The organism is Chromobacterium alkanivorans (assembly GCF_016937655.1).
GTDB lineage: Bacteria > Pseudomonadota > Gammaproteobacteria > Burkholderiales > Chromobacteriaceae > Chromobacterium > Chromobacterium alkanivorans.
In genome coordinates, this window is the sequence record NZ_JAFHKL010000017.1 from 17,561 (window position 1) to 37,735 (window position 20,175).

General features: G+C 66.8%; 17 protein-coding genes. 11 read left to right on the forward strand and 6 right to left on the reverse strand.

Annotation, left to right across the window (positions count from 1 at the left end; translation table 11 throughout):
• The first annotated feature begins 99 nt into the window (after positions 1–99).
• From JW897_RS22055 to ylqF, 8 genes are all read left to right on the forward strand, one after another.
• On the forward strand, positions 100–1,287 hold the full coding sequence (locus tag JW897_RS22055; protein ID WP_048414412.1) for an acyl-CoA dehydrogenase: 1,188 nt from the start codon (positions 100–102) through the stop codon (positions 1,285–1,287).
• A 109-nt stretch (positions 1,288–1,396) separates the two neighbouring features.
• The gene (locus JW897_RS22060) at positions 1,397–2,590 is read left to right on the forward strand and encodes a CaiB/BaiF CoA transferase family protein (RefSeq protein ID WP_205467654.1); all 1,194 of its coding nucleotides are present in this window, start codon (positions 1,397–1,399) and stop codon (positions 2,588–2,590) included.
• Positions 2,591–2,702: 112 nt separating this feature from the next.
• On the forward strand, positions 2,703–5,036 hold the full coding sequence (locus JW897_RS22065) for a mechanosensitive ion channel domain-containing protein (protein ID WP_205467655.1): 2,334 nt from the start codon (positions 2,703–2,705) through the stop codon (positions 5,034–5,036).
• 101 nt (positions 5,037–5,137) lie between these two features.
• Entirely contained in the window at positions 5,138–6,757 is a 1,620-nt protein-coding gene (locus tag JW897_RS22070) for an electron transfer flavoprotein-ubiquinone oxidoreductase (protein ID WP_048414445.1), read from the forward strand.
• A gap of 286 nt (positions 6,758–7,043) precedes the next feature.
• Complete coding sequence (locus JW897_RS22075) at positions 7,044–7,613, forward strand: hypothetical protein (RefSeq protein ID WP_205467656.1); 570 nt, start codon at positions 7,044–7,046, stop codon at positions 7,611–7,613.
• A gap of 40 nt (positions 7,614–7,653) precedes the next feature.
• Entirely contained in the window at positions 7,654–7,992 is a 339-nt protein-coding gene (locus tag JW897_RS22080) for a DUF4870 family protein (protein ID WP_205467657.1), read from the forward strand.
• Positions 7,993–8,240: 248 nt separating this feature from the next.
• Positions 8,241–8,453 carry a DUF3820 family protein gene (locus JW897_RS22085; RefSeq protein ID WP_019100859.1) on the forward strand — a complete coding sequence of 71 codons (213 nt, stop codon included), beginning with the start codon at positions 8,241–8,243 and terminating at the stop codon, positions 8,451–8,453.
• Positions 8,454–8,457: 4 nt separating this feature from the next.
• Positions 8,458–9,393, forward strand: coding sequence for a ribosome biogenesis GTPase YlqF (gene ylqF / locus JW897_RS22090; RefSeq protein WP_048414410.1), 936 nt, complete (start codon positions 8,458–8,460; stop codon positions 9,391–9,393).
• A 64-nt stretch (positions 9,394–9,457) separates the two neighbouring features.
• On the opposite strand, the gene JW897_RS22095 is transcribed toward ylqF, so the two are convergent.
• The 6 genes from JW897_RS22095 to JW897_RS22120 all read right to left on the reverse strand — a co-directional run bounded on the left by JW897_RS22095 (position 9,458) and on the right by JW897_RS22120 (position 14,175).
• The gene (locus JW897_RS22095) at positions 9,458–10,144 is read right to left on the reverse strand and encodes a response regulator transcription factor (protein ID WP_053077372.1); all 687 of its coding nucleotides are present in this window, start codon (positions 10,142–10,144) and stop codon (positions 9,458–9,460) included.
• A complete protein-coding gene (locus JW897_RS22100) occupies positions 10,122–12,038 on the reverse strand; it encodes a sensor histidine kinase (protein ID WP_205467658.1) in 1,917 nt (638 codons plus the stop codon). Before JW897_RS22100 ends, JW897_RS22095 begins: the two co-directional genes overlap by 23 nt.
• 174 nt (positions 12,039–12,212) lie before the next feature.
• Complete coding sequence (locus JW897_RS22105; protein ID WP_205467659.1) at positions 12,213–12,668, reverse strand: DUF3592 domain-containing protein; 456 nt, start codon at positions 12,666–12,668, stop codon at positions 12,213–12,215.
• Positions 12,665–13,183, reverse strand: a complete 519-nt coding sequence (locus JW897_RS22110; RefSeq protein WP_048414407.1) for a DUF3592 domain-containing protein — start codon at positions 13,181–13,183, stop codon at positions 12,665–12,667. The genes JW897_RS22105 and JW897_RS22110 overlap by 4 nt, the downstream gene beginning before the upstream one ends.
• A 7-nt stretch (positions 13,184–13,190) precedes the next feature.
• A complete protein-coding gene (gene ruvX / locus JW897_RS22115; protein WP_048414406.1) occupies positions 13,191–13,628 on the reverse strand; it encodes a Holliday junction resolvase RuvX in 438 nt (145 codons plus the stop codon).
• Positions 13,612–14,175 carry a YqgE/AlgH family protein gene (locus JW897_RS22120; protein ID WP_048414405.1) on the reverse strand — a complete coding sequence of 188 codons (564 nt, stop codon included), beginning with the start codon at positions 14,173–14,175 and terminating at the stop codon, positions 13,612–13,614. Before JW897_RS22120 ends, ruvX begins: the two co-directional genes overlap by 17 nt.
• Here JW897_RS22120 and smc point away from each other — a divergent pair.
• The 3 genes from smc (at position 14,174) to JW897_RS22135 (ending at position 20,145) form a co-directional block, all read left to right on the forward strand.
• Positions 14,174–17,794: a chromosome segregation protein SMC gene (gene smc / locus JW897_RS22125; RefSeq protein WP_476727392.1), complete on the forward strand. Its 3,621-nt coding sequence runs from the start codon at positions 14,174–14,176 to the stop codon at positions 17,792–17,794. The two genes, JW897_RS22120 and smc, sit on opposite strands and share 2 nt — an antisense overlap.
• A 333-nt stretch (positions 17,795–18,127) precedes the next feature.
• On the forward strand, positions 18,128–19,507 hold the full coding sequence (locus JW897_RS22130; protein WP_053077371.1) for an MFS transporter: 1,380 nt from the start codon (positions 18,128–18,130) through the stop codon (positions 19,505–19,507).
• The gene (locus tag JW897_RS22135; protein ID WP_205467661.1) at positions 19,468–20,145 is read left to right on the forward strand and encodes a TonB family protein; all 678 of its coding nucleotides are present in this window, start codon (positions 19,468–19,470) and stop codon (positions 20,143–20,145) included. The genes JW897_RS22130 and JW897_RS22135 overlap by 40 nt, the downstream gene beginning before the upstream one ends.
• Positions 20,146–20,175: the final 30 nt, after the last annotated feature.

The following is a 20,175-nucleotide window of genomic DNA, read 5'->3' on the forward strand; positions in this document are numbered from 1 at the left end:
GCAAAAACGCTTTACATCCGTCCAGGCGGCGATTAGCCTATTCTGCAATGTGAAACCAAGTTCCGCAATGCGGAACAAGTTAACGCGGAGACAGAACTTATGGCAGCCCCCTCCAGTCGCGCGCCGTTCAACTGGGACGATCCTCTGCTTTTGGCCGAATGCCTGAGCGAAGAAGAACGCATGGTGCAGCAGAGCGCCTATGACTACTGTCAGGACAAGCTGTTTCCGCGGGTGCTGAGCGCCAACCGCGAAGAACGCTTCGACCGTGAAATCATCAACGAGATGGGCGAGCTGGGCCTGCTGGGCTGCACCATCGAAGGTTACGGCTGCGCCGGCCTCAGCCACGTGGCCTACGGCCTGGTGGCGCGCGAGGTGGAGCGCGTGGATTCCGGCTACCGCTCGGCGATGAGCGTGCAGTCCAGCCTGGTGATGCATCCGATCTGGGCTTACGGCTCGGACGCGCAGAAGGACAAATACCTGCCGCGGCTGGCCAGCGGCGAATGGCTGGGCTGTTTCGGCCTGACCGAGCCGGACTCCGGCTCGGACCCGGCCAGCATGAAGACCCGGGCGCGCAAGGTGGACGGCGGCTATCTGCTCAACGGCAGCAAGATGTGGATCACCAACAGCCCGCAGGCCGACGTGTTCGTGGTCTGGGCCAAGGACGACGAGGACGAAATCCGCGGCTTCGTGCTGGAGAAGGGCATGGCCGGCCTGTCCGCGCCCAAGATCCACGGCAAGTTTTCGCTGCGCGCCTCCATCACCGGCGAAATCGTGATGGACGACGTGCTGGTGCCGGAGGACGCCATCCTGCCGGGCGTCAAGGGTTTGAAAGGGCCGTTCGGCTGCCTGAACAAGGCGCGCTACGGCATCGCCTGGGGCGCGTTGGGCGCCGCCGAATTCTGCTGGCACGCGGCGCGTCAGTACACGCTGGACCGCAAGCAGTTCGGCCGCCCGCTGGCCGCCAACCAGCTGATCCAGCTGAAGCTGGCCAATATGCAGACCGAAATCAGCCTGGGCCTGCACGCGGCGCTGCGCGTGGGCCGCTTGATGGACGAGGGCAAGGCCGCGCCGGAAATGATCTCGCTGATCAAGCGCAACAACTGCGGCAAGGCGCTGGACATCGCCCGGCTGTCGCGCGACATGCACGGCGGCAACGGCATCGCCGACGAATTCCATGTGATCCGCCACGTGATGAACCTGGAGGCGGTCAACACTTACGAAGGCACGCACGATGTGCATGCCTTGATTCTGGGCCGAGCCCAGACCGGTATTCAGGCATTTGCCTGATAAGCCGGCGCGGCCGGGAGGCCGGCCGCGCCGTTATTCCTGTCTGTCCTTGGAGGCCCGGCTTGCCGGGCCGCTTTTTTTCGATGGACCGATGTATCGGGAGACGCAGATGACGGGCGCGCTGGAAGGCATCAAGGTATTGGATTTGTCCAGGGTATTGGCGGGGCCGTGGACCGGCCAGCTGCTGGCGGACCTGGGCGCGGAAGTGATCAAGGTGGAGCGCCCGGGCTGCGGCGACGATACCCGGCAATGGGCGCCGCCCAGCCTGCCGGACGGCACCGCCGCCTATTTCCTGTGCGCCAACCGCGGCAAGAAATCGCTGACCGTGGACATCTCCCAGCCGGAGGGGCAGGACATCGTCCGCCGGCTGGCCGCCGACGCCGACGTGCTGATCGAAAACTACAAGGTGGGCGGCTTGGCCAAATACGGGCTGGATTACGCCAGCCTGGCCGAACTCAATCCGCGGCTGGTGTACTGCTCGATCACCGGCTTCGGCCAGGACGGGCCGTACGCGCAGATGGCCGGCTACGACTACATCGTGCAAGGCATGTCCGGGCTGATGAGCATTACCGGACCGGCCGACGGCGAGCCGCACAAGGTGGGCGTGGCGGTCACCGACCTGTTCACCGGGCTCTACGCCGCCAACGCGATCCAGGCCGCGCTATGGGCGCGGCAGCGCAGCGGGCGCGGCCAGCATATCGACATGGCCTTGTTCGACTGCGCGCTGGCGATGCTGGCCAACGTCAATATGAACTGGCTGGTGGGCGGCGCGGTGCCGCCGCGGCTGGGCAACGGCCATCCCAACATCGTGCCCTATCAGGTGTTCAAGTGCGCCGGCGACGGCCACTTCATCCTGGCCTGCGGCAACGACCGCCAGTTCCGTTCGGTATGCGAGCTGATCGGCCGGCCGGAGCTTGCCGACGATCCCCGCTACGCCAGCAATCCGCAACGCGTCGCGCACCGCGACGCGCTGGTGCCGCTGCTGGCCGCCGGCTTCCTGGCCCAGCCGCGCGACGCCTGGCTGGCGCTGCTGGACCAGGCGGGTGTGCCCTGCGGGCCGATCAACACCGTGGACGAAGCCTTCGCCGATCCGCAAATCCGGCATCGGCAAATGCAGATCGAGCTGCCGGGACAGGACGGCCAGGCCGTGCCGCTGGTGGCCTGCCCGATCAAACTGTCGGACACGCCGCCGCAATACCGAGACGCGCCGCCTCGGCTGGGGCAGCATACCGAAGCCTTGCTGGAGCAGGCCGGCTACGGCGCGGACGAGATCGCCCGTCTGCGCGGAGCGGGCGTGATCTGAAACGGTTGAATGCCTTTGGCATTTATCGGGTCCGGGTGTCGAGCGCGGATTCGTGCGAGAATGCGCCGTCGAGTTGCCGCCGGCGGTCTGCGCCGCGGCAAGGTCCACCGCCATGCTCAATCAAATGCCCAGCGTGAAGAGCCGCTTCCTTTTCGTCTGTTGTCTGTTCGCCGGGCTATTGTCCTGCGCCGCGGCTTACGCCGCCCTGCCGGCAGTGCCCAAGCCCGCGGCCAAGCCGGCGGCGTCGGCGCCCGCGGTCAGCCTGGCGGACAAGCTGGCCGAGGCGCAGCAGGCGCTGGATCAGTTGGAAACCATCAAGCTGGACAAGTTGCCGGCCGGCGTCACGGCGGGGGAGCTGCTGTTTAGGCGCGCCTTGCTGGAGCGTTTGGTGGCGTCCTACGCCTGGCAGCTGGATCTGGCGGGCGAACGCGACCAACGGCTGAGGCAGCAGGCCGAGGCCGAGGAGGCCTTGCGGAACTGGAACGGCTTCGCGCAAGCCGGCCCCTATCCGGTGTCCTTGGTCGAGGGCTTGCGCAGCCGCCTGCAGACCGGCGGCTGGGAAAAGGATACACAGCAGGCGCAGCAACTGATGCTGTCGCAGATGCAGGACGCGATGCGCAACAGCCTCAAGCTCAACGAAGTAAGCTTGCGCCAGGCGCGGGAACAACTGGAAGGCGCGGCGGCCGGCGAAGCCGCGGCGCTGCGCTGGCGGATGGACGGCGCGCGCTGGCGCCGCGACATCAGCGCGTCGGAACTGCTGCAGTTCGACGCCTTGGGACAGGTGCTGCGCATACGTCAGCAGACGCTGCAGGCGCAGCTGGATTTATGGCGCAAGCAACTGGACGGCATCGGCAAGCAGGTCCGTTTCCAGCCGGCCGAGCTGGACGGGGTGCAGCGGCGGCTGGGCGAGGAGCGGCTGCGGCTGGAGCGGGAGATGGGCGCGCACGAGCAGCGCCGCCGCCGGGTCAAAGGCGAACTGGAGGAGCTGGAGAGGCAACTGGCCGCCTTGAAGCAGAAAAAGGACGCGCCGGCGCAGGCGGCGCTGCTACAGGATTTGACCCAGCGCACAGTCGAGCAGCGCCAGGCTCTGGACAATAGCGACCTCGCAGTGCAGCTGATGCGCATCCGCCAGGAGGCCAACTCTCAGGAAAGCGGCATCTGGGAATACCGCTACCAGCTCTACGCCGGCAAGGCGGCCAATCTGGCCGAAGTGGCCACCGCCAGCCATCAGGCCGGCGAGGAATTGGGCGCGGTGCGCGACTACCTGCAAAAAGAGGCCGAGCTGACCATGGCCAAGATGGCGGACGTGCAACATGAAATCGGCCTGGACAGCGGCGGCGGCCACGCGCTGGCGATGTTGCAGCTGCTGCGCCAGCGGCTGGACATCGTCAACGCCGCGCAGCAGCCGGTGCAGGCGGCCTTGACCGGCATTCTGCTGCTGCAGCAGGAGTTCGACGTCGGCGCGCCGGCGACGGGCTCGCCGCAAGAGGTGTCGCGCCGGTTGAGCGAGCGCGTATTGCAGGCGGCGCGGGCGCTGTGGAATTATGAGCTGTTCAGCGCCGACGACAGCGTGGAGATCAACGGCCAGAAGGTGCAGGCCACCCGCAGCGTGACCATAGGCAAGAGCCTGGGTGCCATTCTGGTGCTGCTGATAGGCTACGCCGCCAGCACCGCGCTGCTGCGCGCTTTGCGGCGCCTGGCCACGCAGCGGCTGGGCGTCAGCGAGGCCGCCGCCAATATCTGGTGGCGCTGGAGCTATGTCTGCGTGATCGCGCTCCTGGTGGTGTTCGCGCTCAATCTGGTCAAGATTCCGCTGACGGTGTTCGCCTTCCTGGGCGGCGCGCTGGCGATCGGCATCGGCTTCGGCACCCAGAACCTGCTGAAGAACCTGATCAGCGGCGTGATGCTGCTGGTGGAGCGGCCGCTGAAAGTGGGCGATTTCGTCCAGGTGGGCGGCATCAGCGGCACCGTCAGCAGCATAGGCTTGCGCTCTTCGGTGGTGCGCGCCGGCGACGGCATCGAAACGCTGATCCCCAACTCCACCTTTGTGGAGAGCGCGGTGACCAACTGGACCTACAGCAACCGGCGGATTCGCAGGAAAATCGCCATCGGCGTGGCTTACGGCAGCCCGCCGCGCGAGGTGTGCAATCTGTTGCTGGCCGAGGCGGAGCGTCACGGCCTGCTGCTCAAGGAGCCGCCGCCGCGGGTGTTGTTCAGCAACTTCGGCGCCGACGCGCTGGAGTTCGAGCTGGAATACTGGTTGGACATCGGCGACGCCGACTCCGTGCTGGTGGCCAGCGACCTGCGCCACATGATAGACGGCGCGCTGGCCAAGGCCGGCATCGAGCTGCCTTTCCCGCAGCGCGATGTGCATTTGCAACAGGACGAGCCCCTACAGATTGAAGTCAGACGGGCGGCCGACGGCCGGACGGCTGACAGTTTTTAAACGGTTGTTTGATTTTTGATCGCGCGCCATGCAACATGCATGCGGCAGCGGGGCTTTTGAACCCGGCGCGCGATTAAGGAGATGCAGTGGAACGCGATTACATGGAATACGATGTGGTGATCGTCGGCGGCGGCCCCTCCGGGCTGACCGCGGCGATTCGCCTGAAGCAACTGGCGGCGGAGCAAGGCCGCGAGCTCAGCGTCTGTCTATTGGAGAAGGGCTCGGAAATCGGCGCCCACATCCTGTCCGGCGCGGTGATCGAGCCGAGGGTGCTCAACGAGCTGATCCCGGACTGGAAGGAAAAAGGTGCGCCGCTGACCACCGAGGCCAAGTCCGACCGCTTCCTGTTGCTGACCGAAACCGAATCCATCCAGCTGCCGACGCCGCCGCAGATGCACAACCACGGCAACTACATCGTCAGCCTGGGCAATTTCTGTCGCTGGCTCGGCCAGCAGGCCGAGGAACTGGGCGTGGAGATCTACCCCGGCTTCGCCGCCGCCGAAGTGCTGTACCACGAGGACGGCTCGGTCAAGGGCGTGGCCACCGGCGACATGGGCATAGGCAAGGACGGCGAGAAAACCGACGCCTGGCAGCCCGGCATGGAGCTGTGGGCCAAGCAGACCATCTTCGCCGAAGGCTGTAGGGGCTCGCTGACCAAGACGCTGTTCGAGCGTTTCCGTCTGAACGACGGCGCCGATCCGCAAACCTACGGCATCGGCATCAAGGAGTTGTGGGAAGTGCCGCCGGAGCTGCACCAGCCGGGCAGCATCACCCATACCGTGGGCTGGCCGGTGGACACGGCCACCTACGGCGGCTCCTTCATGTACCACCTGGAAAACAATCAGGTGGTGGTGGGCTTCGTCATCGGCCTGGACTACCAGAACCCCTATCTGTCGCCGTTCGAGGAATTCCAGCGCTTCAAGACCCATCCGGCGATCCGCAAGGTGTTCGAAGGCGGCCGCCGCCTGTCCTACGGCGCGCGCGCGCTGACCGAGGGCGGCCTGCAAAGCCTGCCGCGGCTGACCTTCCCCGGCGGCTTGCTGGTGGGCGACACCGCCGGCTTCCTCAACGTGCCCAAGATCAAGGGCACCCATACCGCGATGCAGTCGGCGATGCTGGCGGCGGAGGCGGTGTTCGAACTGCTGGGCCAGGAGCGGCCGGCGCGCGAAGCCACCGCCTACAGCCAGAAGTTCAAGCAAAGCTGGCTGCACGAGGAACTGCACCGGGTGCGCAATATCCGGCCGTCGTTCCGCTGGGGCCTGTGGCCGGCGATGATTTACTCGGCGCTAGACACCTTTTTGTTCCGCGGCAAGGCGCCGTGGACGCTGCGCCATCACCAGGCCGACCATCAAAGCCTGAAGCCGGCCGACGAGTGCGCGCCCATCGCCTATCCCAAGCCGGACGGGGTGCTGACCTTCGACCGCCTGTCCTCGGTGTTCATCTCCAACACCAATCACGGCGAGGACCAGCCGCCGCATCTGAAGCTGAAGGACGCCAGCGTGCCGGTGGCGCTCAACCTGGCCAAGTACGATGCGCCGGAACAGCGCTACTGCCCGGCCGGCGTCTACGAGATCGTCGGCCGCGAAGAGGGCGAGCCGCGCTTGCAGATCAACGCGCAGAACTGCGTGCACTGCAAGACCTGCGACATCAAGGACCCGAGCCAGAACATCGTCTGGACCACTCCGGAAGGCGGCGGCGGCCCCAATTACCCCAATATGTAAACGGGATGATTTGGCGAAACCCCGGAGCGCGCCCCGGGGTTTTTCTTGACAAGCCGGGCCGATTGTTGGCAGCATGGACGACATGACTCAATCTTTCGCCTTCTTCAACAGCTATTTTTATTGGTACCGCACACCGGCGGCGCCAAGGGATGGCTGTGAACTGAAAGATTGATCCAGCACTAGCAAGATTCCCGATAAATGCCGCCGCGCTACCGGCGGCATTTGTTTTTCCTCCCCGAAATACATGACCTCCGGAAGCCAGGCCAGACCCCAGGAGGTCCGTTCCATGAATGAAGTCAGCGATGCCGCGCAAATCGCGCGCCAGTCTTGGTCCCTGCTATGCCCCAGCGACGCCGTGCCGGTGAGAGTGTTGGCCGACGGCGAACGCTACGCCAACCGCCCGGCGCCGGACGCCGCGTGGATGGCCGGCGCGCGGCGCGACGGCGGCGTGCTGGAAAGCCGCTTGCCGCAGCTGCGCGCGATGGCCATGCTGCTGGCGGCGCAACGCTGGCGCGAACGGAGCGGGGAGACGCCGGCGCAGCTGGCCGACGCCGCGGACTGGCTGGCGGCGCGCATTCTGCTGCTGGGCCTCAGCCACGTGCTGGTGACGGCGGAGAGCTTTTCTCTGCTGGATCTGGCGAACCGTCGCTGCCGCGCGTGGTCGGAGCAGACCGGCCAGCCGTTTGCGCCGGCGCTGCCCATCCTGGTGGCGGACGCCGGCGGCGAATTCTGCCTGCAGGCCTGGAGCCGCAGCGCCGAAGTGGCGCTGGCCCTGGCCGGCGGCAGGGCGGAGGCGGCGCTGGCGCGGCATTGCGAACAGCGCTTGCAAGCGTTGCTGGCTAGGGTATCTTGTTAATTGTTTCGCATGAAATTTAAGCCGGGGAGGCATGATGTCCATGGACGTGATCACGCAAGAAGACGAACGCAAACTGAATAATCTGACCCTGGTGGTCTATATCCTGCAGGCAATCAGCCTGTTTGTCGGCCTGACCGGCCTGGTGGCGGTGATCATCAACTATGTCAAGCGCGACGATGTGCGCGGCACGCGCTATGAAAGCCATTTCAGCTGGCAGATCCGCACTTTCTGGTGGGCCTTGCTCGGCACCGTGCTGGGCGTGGCGCTGGCCTGGATCCTGGTGGGCTTCGTGATCCTGGGCATCACCTGGGTATGGTATGTCTACCGCATCGTGCGCGGCTTCCTGAATTTCAACGACGGCAAGCCGATGCCGGAATAAAACGGCAAAAAAGACGGGCGCGGACATGGATGATGCCCGGCGCCCGCAAGGGTTCTGCGCGAACCGGAAAATAGGCGGCTGGCGGGCCGCTGGCTTTATGAAAGCCGCCTACATGCTAAACCCCGCGCCGTATCGTCCCCAGTCAAACCCCGCCCGCGTTTGCGCCATGTCAAGCCGGCGCCGGCGGCGGGCATGGCCAGAGCGCCGCGGTTTTGGCACAATGCGCAACTTGCTTGAAGGGAGCCGCAATGCAAGCCGATGATTTGCAAAGCCTGGTGACCCGGGCGATGCCGTTTGGCAAACACAAGGGCACGCTGATCTGCGATCTGCCCGGCAACTATCTGAACTGGTTCGCCCGCGAAGGCTTTCCACCCGGCGAAATTGGCCGCCTGCTGCAATTGATGCAGGAGCTGGACCATAATGGCCTAACCTATCTACTTGATCCGATAAGAAAGCGCTAGAAGCATGGCAATCCAATGGTTCCCCGGCCATATGAACAAGGCCCGCAAGGATGTGGCCGAGCGATTGAAAGACATCGACGTGGTCATTGAGATGCTGGACGCGCGCTTGCCGGCTTCCAGCGCCAATCCCATGCTGGCGCGCATGGCCAAGGGCAAGCCGCGGCTGATGATCCTGAACAAGCAGGACCTGGCCGACGCCGCCGCCACCCAGCAGTGGCTGGAATGGTATCGCGCCAAGAAAAACACCCAGGCGCTGGGCATGGACGCCGGCGAACGCGCGCCGGCGCAAAAGCTGGTGGCCGCCTGCCGCGAACTGGCGCCGACGCGCGGCGGTCTGGAAAAGCCGCTGCGGGTGTTGATCTGCGGCATTCCCAACGTAGGCAAGTCCACGCTGATCAACAGCATGAGCAGCCGCAAGGTGGCCAAGACCGGCAATATGCCGGGCGTCACCAAGAACGAGCAGCGCATCATCCTGGCCGACGACGTGGAATTGTTCGACACCCCGGGCATGCTGTGGCCCAAGATCGAGGTGGAAGAGGGCGGCTACAATCTGGCGGCCAGCGGCGCGGTGGGCCGCAACGCGATGGACGAGGAAGAGGTGGCGCTGGAGCTGCTCAAGTACCTGATGCAGCACTACGCGCCGGAACTGAGCGCCCGCTACAAGCTGGACGACATCGCCGGTCAGCAGGACTGGCAGGTGCTGGAAATGATAGGCCGCAAACGCGGCGCGGTGCAGTCCGGCGGCAAGATCAATCTGCAGAAGGCCGCCGAGATCGTGTTGACCGATTTCCGCGACGGCAATATCGGCCGCATCACGCTGGAGCGCCCGGCCGAGTGGCTGGCCTGGGAAAAGCGCGCCAAGGAATTGGCCGCCATCCGCGCCGCCGAGCGCGAAGCCCGGCAGCAGGAGAGGGACGGCAAGAAATCCGGCCGCCGTTGAGCCGGCTTCCCTCTCGCTTCGCCCACGCGCGGCCCGTTTAAGGGGCCGCGTTTTTTTTGCCGGGTCAGAGCGGCTGGCAGGGTTCGCTGAAGCCATAACCCACGCCCCTGGCCGCCAGGATGGGGTTGTGCTGCGGCGCGATGCCGCTGAGCTTGCGCCGCAAGCGGCTGATCAGGGTTTCCAGCCGGCGTTCGTCGTAGTGCAGGTAATCGGCGCCCAAGGCTTCCGCCAGTTCGCGGCGGTGCGCCGGCTCCGGCGCGCGCCGCAGCATCGCGCTCATCACCTTGTGCTCCGCGTGAGTCAGATGCAGCTGCCGGCCGTTGGGCGCGGTCAGCGTGCGGTTGGCGGCGTGGTAGCGCCAGCCGTCGACGCGCTCCGCCGCGTCGCCGTCCAGCCGCCGCAGCACGCTGGCCAGCGTGGCCAGCAATTCCGCCAGCGGCGTCGGCTTGACCAGGTAGGCGTCGGCGCCTTGCTGCAGTCCCTGCACCTTGTCGTCCAGCGCGCCGCGCGCGGTGAGCATGACTTGTCCCAGGCCGGGGTGGCTGGCGCGCAGCCGCTGGCTGAGCGCCATGCCGTCGATATCGGGCAAGCCCAGGTCCAGAATCAGCAGGCGGCAGGGGTGTTCGGCCAGATGCCGTTCCAGTTCCCGGCCGCAGGCCAGGCCGGTGGCCTGATAGCCGCAGCGCTTGAGCTGGAACAGCAGCTCTTCGCGCAGGTCCGGGTTGTCTTCAAGCAAGGCTATGTGCGTCATGAGCGGCTTTCGGTAGATGCAAGATGAAGCTGGCGCCGTGCGGCCAGTTCGGGTCCAGACCCAGTTCGCCGCCGTGCTGGACAGCGATGCGCCGCGCCAGATGCAGGCCCAGCCCCAGGCCTGGGCGGTTGCTGGTTTCCGCCAGCCGGGTGAAGCGCTGGAAGATCGCTTCCTCCTGGCCCGGCGCGATGCCGGGGCCGTGGTCGCTGATCTGCCAGACGATGTGCTCGGCCAGGCGGTGGACGCCGATCTGGATCGGCGTGTCCGGATGCGCGTATTTCAGGGCGTTTTCCATCAGGTTCTGCAGCAGCACCGACAACAGCTGCGCGTCGCCGCAGAGCGGCATGAGCGTCCCGTCGCTTTGCAGCCGGAATCGCCGCTGCTCGTCGGCGTCCAGCTGTTCCAGGCTGTGGCGGGTCAGTTCCAGCAAGTCCAGCGATTGCGCGTGCAGCCCGGCGTCGCTCACATCGGCGCGGCCGTGTTGTTCGGCCAGCCGCATCAATTCCTGCATCCGCAGCAGCGCGCGCTGAATGCGCTCGTGGCGGGCCTGGCGCTGCGCCAGCACCGTCGGCGCCGGCCCGTCCTCCTCCAGCAGGCGCAGGCTGCTGCTGGCGGCGTCGATGATGGCCACCGGGGTGCGGATTTCATGTGTGATCATCGCCAAGAGATCGGTCTGCTCCTCGCGCGCCTCGCGCTGGCGCAGGCTGTCGGCCTGGGCCTGGCTGGCCTGGTGCAGCGCCTCGATGCGTTCGCGCTCCAGCGTGCGCATGCGCAGGAACAGGCCGATGTAGAGCAGGGTGATCGGCGGCAGATCGGCCAGCCGGCCGTATTCCTGGATCCAGGACTGATAAGGAATGTGCCCCAGATGAAATAGCAGCGCGGGGATGTTGAGCGCCAGATTGGTGGGCAGGTGCAGCGCGATCAGGCGGTCGCCGCTGTCGTTGCGCCGCCACAGACGCCAGCAGACCGGCAGGGTCAGCAGATTGATGCCGATGACGGCGTAGAGCGTGAGGGGGATGCTGTAGGCCAGGCCGAACGGCCAGAACAGCGCGCACAACACGGTGGCGGCGCCGGTGGCGGCCTGCAGCTGGTAGAGCCGGTAAGTGCGCGGGTAGTCGCGCTTCAGCTCCAGCAGGTGGGCGAAGTAGGCGCAGCCCAGGATGACGGCGGCGCCCAGGCCGACGTAATTGCACAGCAGCGCGATCTTGGGCTGTTCCGGAAACAGCAGCAGCCGGGCCATGCCGTCGGTGGCGAAGCGGTGGCAGGCCACCGCCAGGATGTAGCCGAACAGCTTGGCGTGCTGCGCCCTGCGGGTGATCAGCCAGGCGGCCAGCGCGATCAGCACCATGCTCAGCATATAGCCGTAGATCAGGCCCAGTTGCAGCATGCGTTCGTTGTGGTGGGCGATCAGATCCGGCTCGCTCCACAGCCGCGGCTGCGCGTTCAGCGCCAGCGACTGGATCTTGACGAACACCGTCTGTTCGCGCGGCTGCAGGGAAAAGCTGGCGGCCATCAGCGGCAGCTCCATCGCGGACATCGGCCGCCAGGAGCCGATGTCCTGCCGCCGCCAGCCGCCGTCGGGCAAGGGCTGGAATAAGCTTAGGCGGGCCAAATAGCTGGGGATCAGCTCCAGCCAGGGCCGCGGCGGCAAATCACGCAGCTGGAGCCGCAGCCAGCAGGTGTCGTGGCCGTAGCCGCGCGCCAGTTTGCCGTCGGGCAGCGGCTGGAAGCGCGTTTGCCAGCCGGGGCCGGCAATTTGATCGATGTCGAGACCGGCGTCGGCGCTGCAAAAGGCGCTGGCGTCCCGTTCGCTGAACGGGCGGAAGCCGGCTTGCGCCGCGTTGACGGCGAAGAGCAGGCATAGCAATAGCAAGATCGGCAACGCGCGAGGCATGGCTAAGCGGGGCGTGGTCTCAGATGGGCCGACATTGTGACGGCAATGTCATTTTTTGTCAGCGCTTACGCCAAAAATTAAAACAGATATCGTTGGCGTAATGAAAGATGACTTTGTAATGATAGGCGCAGGCGGACGGTTTTCTCCGTTCGTCGCTTGGGGGCAGGTCCGAATTCAGCGCCGCAGCAAGAACAAGCCGACCAGGAGCACCAGCGCGCCCACGGCCTGGGCCAGCCACGCCGACCAGTGCTTGCCCGGCTCCAGGCAGGCTTCCTCGGGGTTTTGCGGGTTGTAGAACACCGGCACGGCTTGGCCCGCCGGATAGCGCTGCACGATCTCGCGCGCCTGTTGGTCGCTGCCGCCGTAGCCGGGATTGGGGAAGCGCAGCCGCTCGGCGCGGTAGACGCGGTCGGCCACGCGGTATTCATAGCGCACGACGGCGCGGTATTCCCTGCGGTCCGAGCTGTCGCCGCCGCGCGCATGGCGCCAGTCCACTTCGCTGGAGACGATGTTGCCGACGACGCTGGGCCAGCCGACGGCCTGTTGCGCCTTGGCGGACTGCTGCCACAGGTAGACGGAAATGGCCAAGCCGACGGCGATGACCAGCAGGGCGATGACTTTTTCGCTCATGGGGCGCGGATGCCTCGCTGAACGCGCCGGCGCGGCAGCGGCAGCTTGGCCCGCAGCCGATACAGCAGCGCCCAGCCGAACAGCGCGCTCAGCGCCGCCAGGATGAATTTGGCGCTGCCGATGTCGCTGTCGCCGCCCTTGATCAGCACGGATTCGGCCGGGCTGCGCGGATTGTAGTAGACGGTGATCGCCTTGCCGGCGGGAAAGCGCCGCGTCAGGTCGTCGGCGTTGCTGCGGTCGCCGGGCAGGGCGTTGTCGACGGCGAACAGCCGGTCGCTGTGGTAGACTTGGCCGCGCACCGTGTACAGGTATTGCACATGCGGCTGCCAGTAGAGCTGATCGGGGTGCTCGGCGTTGGACACCACCAGCATGCGGCTACTCTCCACGTGGCCCGGCGCGTTGCGCCATTCGCGCAATTGATGGCTGGGCGTCAGCAAGACCGCGATCAGCCCCAGCAGGCTGGCGAGAAAGGCCAGCATCAGCGCGCTGACCCGGGCTTGCGGCGAGAATTTCATGATGGGATCAGACGGCTTGGCCGGGGTGCTCGAACCAGGTCAGCAGAATGGCCTGGGCCGCCACCTGATCCAGCGCCGGCTTCTGCTTGCGGCCGCGCACGCCGGCCTCTTCCAGCATGGATTCGGCCACCACCGAGGTCAGCCGTTCGTCCACCAGCCATACCGGCAGGCCGTAGCGGCCCTTGAGCCGGTTGGCGAAGCGGCGCGCCAGCTGCGTCATCTGGTGCTCGGTGCCGTCGATGTGCATCGGCAGCCCCACCACCAGCTGCGCCGGCCGCCATTCCTCTATCAGCGCGGCGATGGCGGCGAAGCGCGCGTCGTTGATTTCCGTGTCTATGGTCAGCAGCGGGTGGGGAATGCCGAGCAGGGTTTCCCCGACGGCGACGCCGATGCGGCGCTCGCCGAAGTCGAATGCCAAGGCGCAACCTTCAGGCATGGCCGACATCCGTGGACAGCAGGGAGGGGTCGAAGCCCAGCAGCGCCATCGCGGCGTCGTAGCGCTCTTCGCAGGGCAGGCCGAAGATGATGTCCGGCCGCGCTGGCACCGTCAGCCAGCCGTTGTCGGCGATTTCCTGCTCCAGCTGGCCGGCGCTCCAGCCGGAATAACCCAGCGTGATCAGCATGCGGTCCGGCTGCTTGTGGTTTTCGGACACCGCTATCAACACGTCCTTGGACGTGGTCAGCGCGATGTCGTCGGTGACCAGCAGGCTGGACTGCCAATTGCCCACCGGCATGTGCAGCACGAAGCCGCGATCCGGCTGCACCGGGCCGCCGAAGTAGATCGGCTCGGCGCGGAGCGAGTCGCCGTCCAGCGGCAGATCGATCTGATCGAACAACTGCGCCATGGCGATGCCGGAAGGCTTGTTGACGATCAGGCCCATGGCGCCGTGCTCGCCGTGCTCGCAGACGAAGACCAGCGAGCGCGAGAACAGCGGGTCCGCCATATTGGGCATGGCGATCAAGAATTGATTGGACAACGATAGCGGTTCCATGCGGCCATTATGGCATAAGTCGGCAGGCCGGGTAGATGCGGCTGCGCGACGCGCAACAGCGCCGCGCGCGACGCGCGGTCGGCGCGGGCAACTGCTAAAATGCCGATTTTCGCCCAGCCATTGCGAGGACATCTTGCGTCTCACCCACATCAAGCTTGCCGGTTTCAAGTCATTCGTCGATCCCACCAGCATTGCCGTGCCCGGCCAACTGGTGGCGGTGATCGGCCCCAATGGCTGCGGCAAGTCCAATGTGATAGACGCGGTGCGCTGGGTATTGGGCGAGTCCTCGGCCAAGCAGCTGCGCGGCGAATCGATGCAGGACGTGATCTTCAACGGCTCGTCCACGCGCAAGCCGGTCAGCCGCGCCTCGGTGGAACTGGTGTTCGACAACGGCGACGGCGCGCTCACCGGCGCCTGGGGCCAGTACGCGGAAGTGGCGATCAAGCGGGTGCTGACCCGCCAGGGCGAATCCAGCTACTTCATCAACAATCAGCAGGTGCGCCGCCGCGACATCACCGATCTATTCCTCGGCACCGGCGTCGGCGCGCGCGGCTACGCGGTGATCGAGCAGGGCATGATCTCGCGCATCATCGAGGCGCGGCCGGAAGAACTGCGCGCCTATCTGGAAGAAGCGGCCGGCGTGTCCAAGTACAAGGAGCGCCGCCGCGAGACCGAACACCGCATCGCCGACACCCGCGCCAATCTGGAACGCATCGCTGACTTGCGGCAGGAACTGGAGCGCCAGGTGGAGCGCTTGTCCGAGCAGGCCGAAGTGGCCGCTCAATACCACGATCTGCGCGGCGCGCTGACGCACAAGCAAAACCTGCTGGCCCTGGCGCGGCGCGAAGAGGCTGCGCGCAACGAGGCGGCGGCGCGCGCCGAACTGGCGCGCATCGAAACCGAAGAGGCGGCGCTGGAAGCGGCGGTCACCCACGTGGAGGCCGAATCCGAAACCGTGCGCGAAAGCCATTTCGCCGCCAGCGACGAAGTGCACGAGGCGCAGCAGCGCTTGTTCGAGGCCAACGCCCAGCTGGCGCGGCTGGAAGAGGCGCAGCGCCACCGCGAGCAGAACCGCGCCCGCGTGGACCGCGAACTGGGCTCGGTGCGCACCGAGCGTCAGGTGCTGGCCGAAAGCCGCGGTCAGGTGAGGGCCGAACTGGACGACTGGCTGCCGCGGCGCGAAGAGGCGCAGATGCGTTTGGAAGAGGCGCAGATGACGCTGGAGGACGGCGCCGACGAACTGCCCACCGCCGAGGCGGAATACCGCGCCATCGAACAACAGTTGAACGGGCTGACCGCGCAGCAGGCCAAACTCAGCCGGGATCGGGACCTGGCGCGTCAGAACGGCGAGCATCAGCGCCGCAGCCTGGAGCAGCTGTCCGGCCGCGAGGACGCGCTGCGGCGCGAACTGAGCGACCTGAACCTGCCGGATCAGGCGCGGCAGCAGGCCGCCGCCGCCGAAGTCGAGCGCGCGCGCGGCGCGCTGGAGACGGTGCGGAGCCGGCTGGTGGCCGACGAGGCCAAGCAGGCCGACCTGGCCGCCGAACGGGAAAAACTGGACGAACAACTGGCCGCGCTGCGCGGCGAACAGGCGCGGGCCGAGGCCGAGGCCGCCGCGCTGGCCGGCATGCTGGCGCGCGAGGCGGCCAGCGAGCAACTGGACGGCTGGCTGCAGCGCCGGGGCCTGGCCGAGGCGCCGCAGCTGTGGCAGAGCCTGCAAGTGGAGCCCAAGTGGCAGCCGGCGCTGGAAGCGGCGCTGGGCAAACGCCTGGCCGCGCGCGCCGCCGCGCTGCAAGGCGAATTGCCGCCGGCGGCGCTGGCGCTGGCGGACGGCGCGGCGGCGCGAGACTGGACGGCGGAGCGCCCGTGGCCGACGCTGCTGCAACAGCTGCGCGCCGCCCAGCCCTTCCAGGCCGCGCTGCAGGACTGGCTGGCCGGCGTTTATCTGGCCGATTCGCTGGACGAGGCGCTGGCCTTACGTGAACAGCTGCCGGCCGGCGCCTGTCTGCTGACGCCGGAAGGCCACCGCGTTTACGCCGCCAGCCTGTGCCTGCACGCCGAAGCCGGCGGCGACGGCCTGATGGCGCGCAAGGCTTTGCTGGAAGCGGCACAGGCGAGCTTGGAGCGGCTGTCGCCGGAAATCGACGCCATGCAGCGGCGCCGCGAATCCTTGCAAAGCCGCGGCGCCATGCTGGCCGAGGCGGTGCGCGCGCAAAAGGGCGCGCTGACCCGCCTGGAGGCGGAGCTGAACGCGGCGACGCTGGAGCACGTCAAGCTGGACCAGGCCGCGCGCCAGGGCGCGGCGCGCTTGGCGGCGATCGAGGCGGAGCGCAGCCGCATCGCCGAAGAAGGCGAACTGGCGCGCGAGGGCATCGCCGAGGCGGAAATGCTGGGCGAGGAAACGGCGCTGACGCTGGAAGAACTGGCGGTGCAGCTGGAAGACATGCGCGTGGACCGGCTCAACGCCGAGACCGGCCTGCAGCTGGCGCGCAACAAGACCCGCGACGCCGAGCGCATGCTGCACGAGATCAAGCTGGAAATGAGCACCGCCGAGCAGAAGGTGGCGGAGCTGGCGCGGCGCGGCCGCGAGCTGGACGAGCGCGACCAGCAACTGGCCGAGCGGCTGGAAACCCTGGCCGAGGAGGCCGAGGCGGTGGAAGAGGCGGTGCCGGAGGAGGCCTTGCAACTGGCGCTGGCCGAACGCGAACAACGCGAGCACAGCCTGGGCGCGGTGCGCGACCGGCTCAACGGCCTGACCGAAAAACTGCGCGAGCTGACCCAGCGCCAACAACAGGCCAACGCCGCCTTGCCGGCGCTGCGCGAAGCGCGCTCGGACTGGCTGCTCAAGCACCAGGAAGCGCGGCTGGCGATGGAGCGTTTCGCCGAAGAACTGATCAGCGCCGGCGTCGACGAGGCCGCGCTGATGGCGGACCTGAACGAGGCGGTGAAGCCGAACGCGCTGGCCGCCGAGATCGCGCGGCTGGCGCGCGCGCTGGAAGGCTTGGGCGCGGTCAATCTGGCGGCGCTGGAGGAATTGGACGAGGCCAGGAAGCGCGGCGATTACCTGGCGGCCCAGTCCGAGGACCTGAACCAGGCGATGGCGACGCTGGAAGAGGCGATCGCCAAGATAGACGGCGAAACCCGCGAAATGCTGCAAGCCACTTACGACGCGGTCAACGCCAAGATGCGCGAGTTCTTCCCCACCTTGTTCGGCGGCGGCCGCGCCGAGCTGGTGCTGACCGGGGAGGACTTGCTGGACGCCGGCGTGCAGATCATCGCCCAGCCGCCGGGCAAGAAGAACAGCACCATTCATCTGCTGTCCGGCGGCGAAAAGGCGCTGACCGCGATGAGCCTGGTGTTCTCGCTGTTTTCCCTGAATCCGGCGCCGTTCTGCCTGCTGGACGAGGTGGACGCGCCGCTGGACGACGCCAATACCAGCCGCTTCTGCGATCTGGTCAAGCAGATGTCGGAGCGCACCCAGTTTCTCTATATTTCCCATAACCGCCTGACCATGGAAATGGCCGAGCAACTGGTGGGCGTGACCATGCAGGAACAGGGCGTCAGCCGCATCGTGGCGGTGGACATCGTGAAGGCGCTGAAGATGCGGGAAACCGCCTGAGACCCTGTTTACGATCTGCGGCGATTCGTCAGACGCGACACGGTGAGTGGCGCTTCGAAATGCTCGTGTGCCGCTTGTGCATTTCGCTTTTTCGCTTATTTTCGCCTTGTCTCGCCCTGGCTATCGAGATTTTGGGCAGGGGCTTGGTTTCGCGGTCAAGCCCGCTTGGTAGCGGCAGGGTTTTGTTAGCCCTTATTTAAATAGACGGGTGCGAACTATCTCCGTCAGTTACAGTTTGACGGCGCGCAAACCGACGCGCGCGCGCGGATGGCATACTGCGCAGCTTCCCGGCGGCAACGGCCGCCGGGCGATATCGTTGCTGGATGAATGGGCATGACCGTAAGCATCAAGCGTTGGGAACCTGAAAACCCTATCTTCTGGCTGCGCCGCGGGCGGCGCATCGCCAATCGCAATCTCTGGCTGTCCGTCCTGTCGCTGCACCTGAACTTCAATATCTGGATGATGTGGAGCATGGTGGTGGTCAACCTGCCGGCGGTTGGCTTCGCGCTCAGCAATCAGCAGCAGTTTCTGCTGGTGTCGATTCCGCCGCTGGTCGGCGCCTTGATGCGGCTGCTGTATTCGTGGATCTGGAGCTGGGTGGGCGGCGGCCTGTGGCTGGGCATTTCCACCTTGCTGCTTTTGCTGCCGGCCTTGGGCGTGGCCTCGGTGGTACAGGACATTTCGACGCCTTTCCCCATCCTGCTGCTGGTGTCCGGCCTGTGCGGCATAGGCGGCGGCGCCAGCGCCTCCCATCTGTCCAACACCAGTTTCTTCTTCCCCAAGGCGGCCAAGGGGCTGGCGATGGGACTAAACGCCGGCCTCGGCAATCTGGGCGTGTCGGTGGCGCAGCTGGCCATCCCGGTGGCCATCCTGCTGCCCTTGTTCGGCGCGGCGGGGGGCGGGCCGCAGATCTGGGGCGTAGGCGGCGCCGTGCATCCGGTATGGCTGCAGAACGCCGGCTATCTATGGCTGCCCTTCATCGTCGTCATCGCGCTGGCCTGCCTGCTGTACGCGCACGACCTGCCCAAGCTGCGCATCACCCCGCATGACCAGCTGGACGCGATGCGCGATCCGCACACCTGGTATATCTGCCTGCTGTACATGGGCAGCTACGGCACCTTCCTCGGTTTCGCCGCCGCCTTTCCGCTGCTGGCGCGCAATATGTTTCCGCTGATCGACGTCACCCCCTACGCCTTCATCGGGCCCATGGTCTGCGCCTTGTCGCGGCCCTTGGGCGGCTGGATGGGCGATCATATCGGCGGCGGCATCGCCACCATGCTCAGCAACGGGGTGATGGCGCTGGCCACCGTCGGCGTTTACCTGAGCATGCCCTCGGCCGGCAATGGCGGTTCGTTCTGGCTGTTCCTCGCCATGTTCCAGCTGATTTTCTTCGCCGCCGGCGTGGGCAACGGCTCTTCCTTCCAGTTGGCGCCCAAGGTCTTTCTGCTGCAGGCCGGCCAGCGGGCCAAGGCCGCCGGCCTGGACGTCGCCGAGGCCTATGCGCGCGGCGGCCGCCGCGGCGCGTCGGCGATGAACGTCAGCTCGGTGATGGCGGCGTTCGGCGGTTTCGTGATTCCCAAATCCTTCGGCAGCGCCTTGGCCGCCTTCGGCAGTTTCCTGCCGGCCTTCGGCATGTTCTTCGTGTTCTATCTGGTGTCCATGCTGGTGGCCTGGTGGCAGTACAGCCGGCCGGGCAGCCGGATGCGCTGCTGAGGCGAGAGATGGGCGCGCGGCCGGTCTGGCGCTGGGCCTTGCTGGCGTCGCTGGCGCTGCACGCCTTGCTGTTGTTCGGCTGGCCGCGCCGCCCGCCGCCGCCGGCCGCCGCGGCGTTGACGCTGCGGCTGACGTCGCCGCCGGGGGCTGTCGCGGCGGCCAAGGCCGGCAGTCGGACGGAAACCAAGGCGGAAGCCAGGCCAAGCGCCAAACCGCGCGGCAGCCTTGCCGCGTCGCCGTCCTTGCCGGCGGTCGGCGGCGAGCCGGCGACGGAGGCCGCCGCCGCGGGCGGGCCGGGAGCCAGGAGCGGGACCGCCGCGCCGTCGGGCGGCGGCGGCGCATCGCAGGCCGGCGCGGACAGCGTGGCCTTGTATCGCGCCGAGTATCTGAACAATCCGCAGCCGGAATACCCGGAGCGCTCGCGGGAAAACGGTGAGCAGGGCACGGTGTTGCTGCGGGTGGAGGTTGGCGCGGCCGGCAGAGCCGGCGAGGTGGCGGTGGCCAGCAGCAGCGGTTATCCGCGGCTGGACCGGGCGGCCAAGGCCGCGGTGGAGCGCTGGCGCTTCGCGCCGGCCAGGCGCAACGGCCAGGCGGTGGATTCGGTGCTGATGGTGCCGGTGTGTTTCCAGAGCCCTTGAGCCGCGCGCGGGCGGCGCTGAAAACGCAAT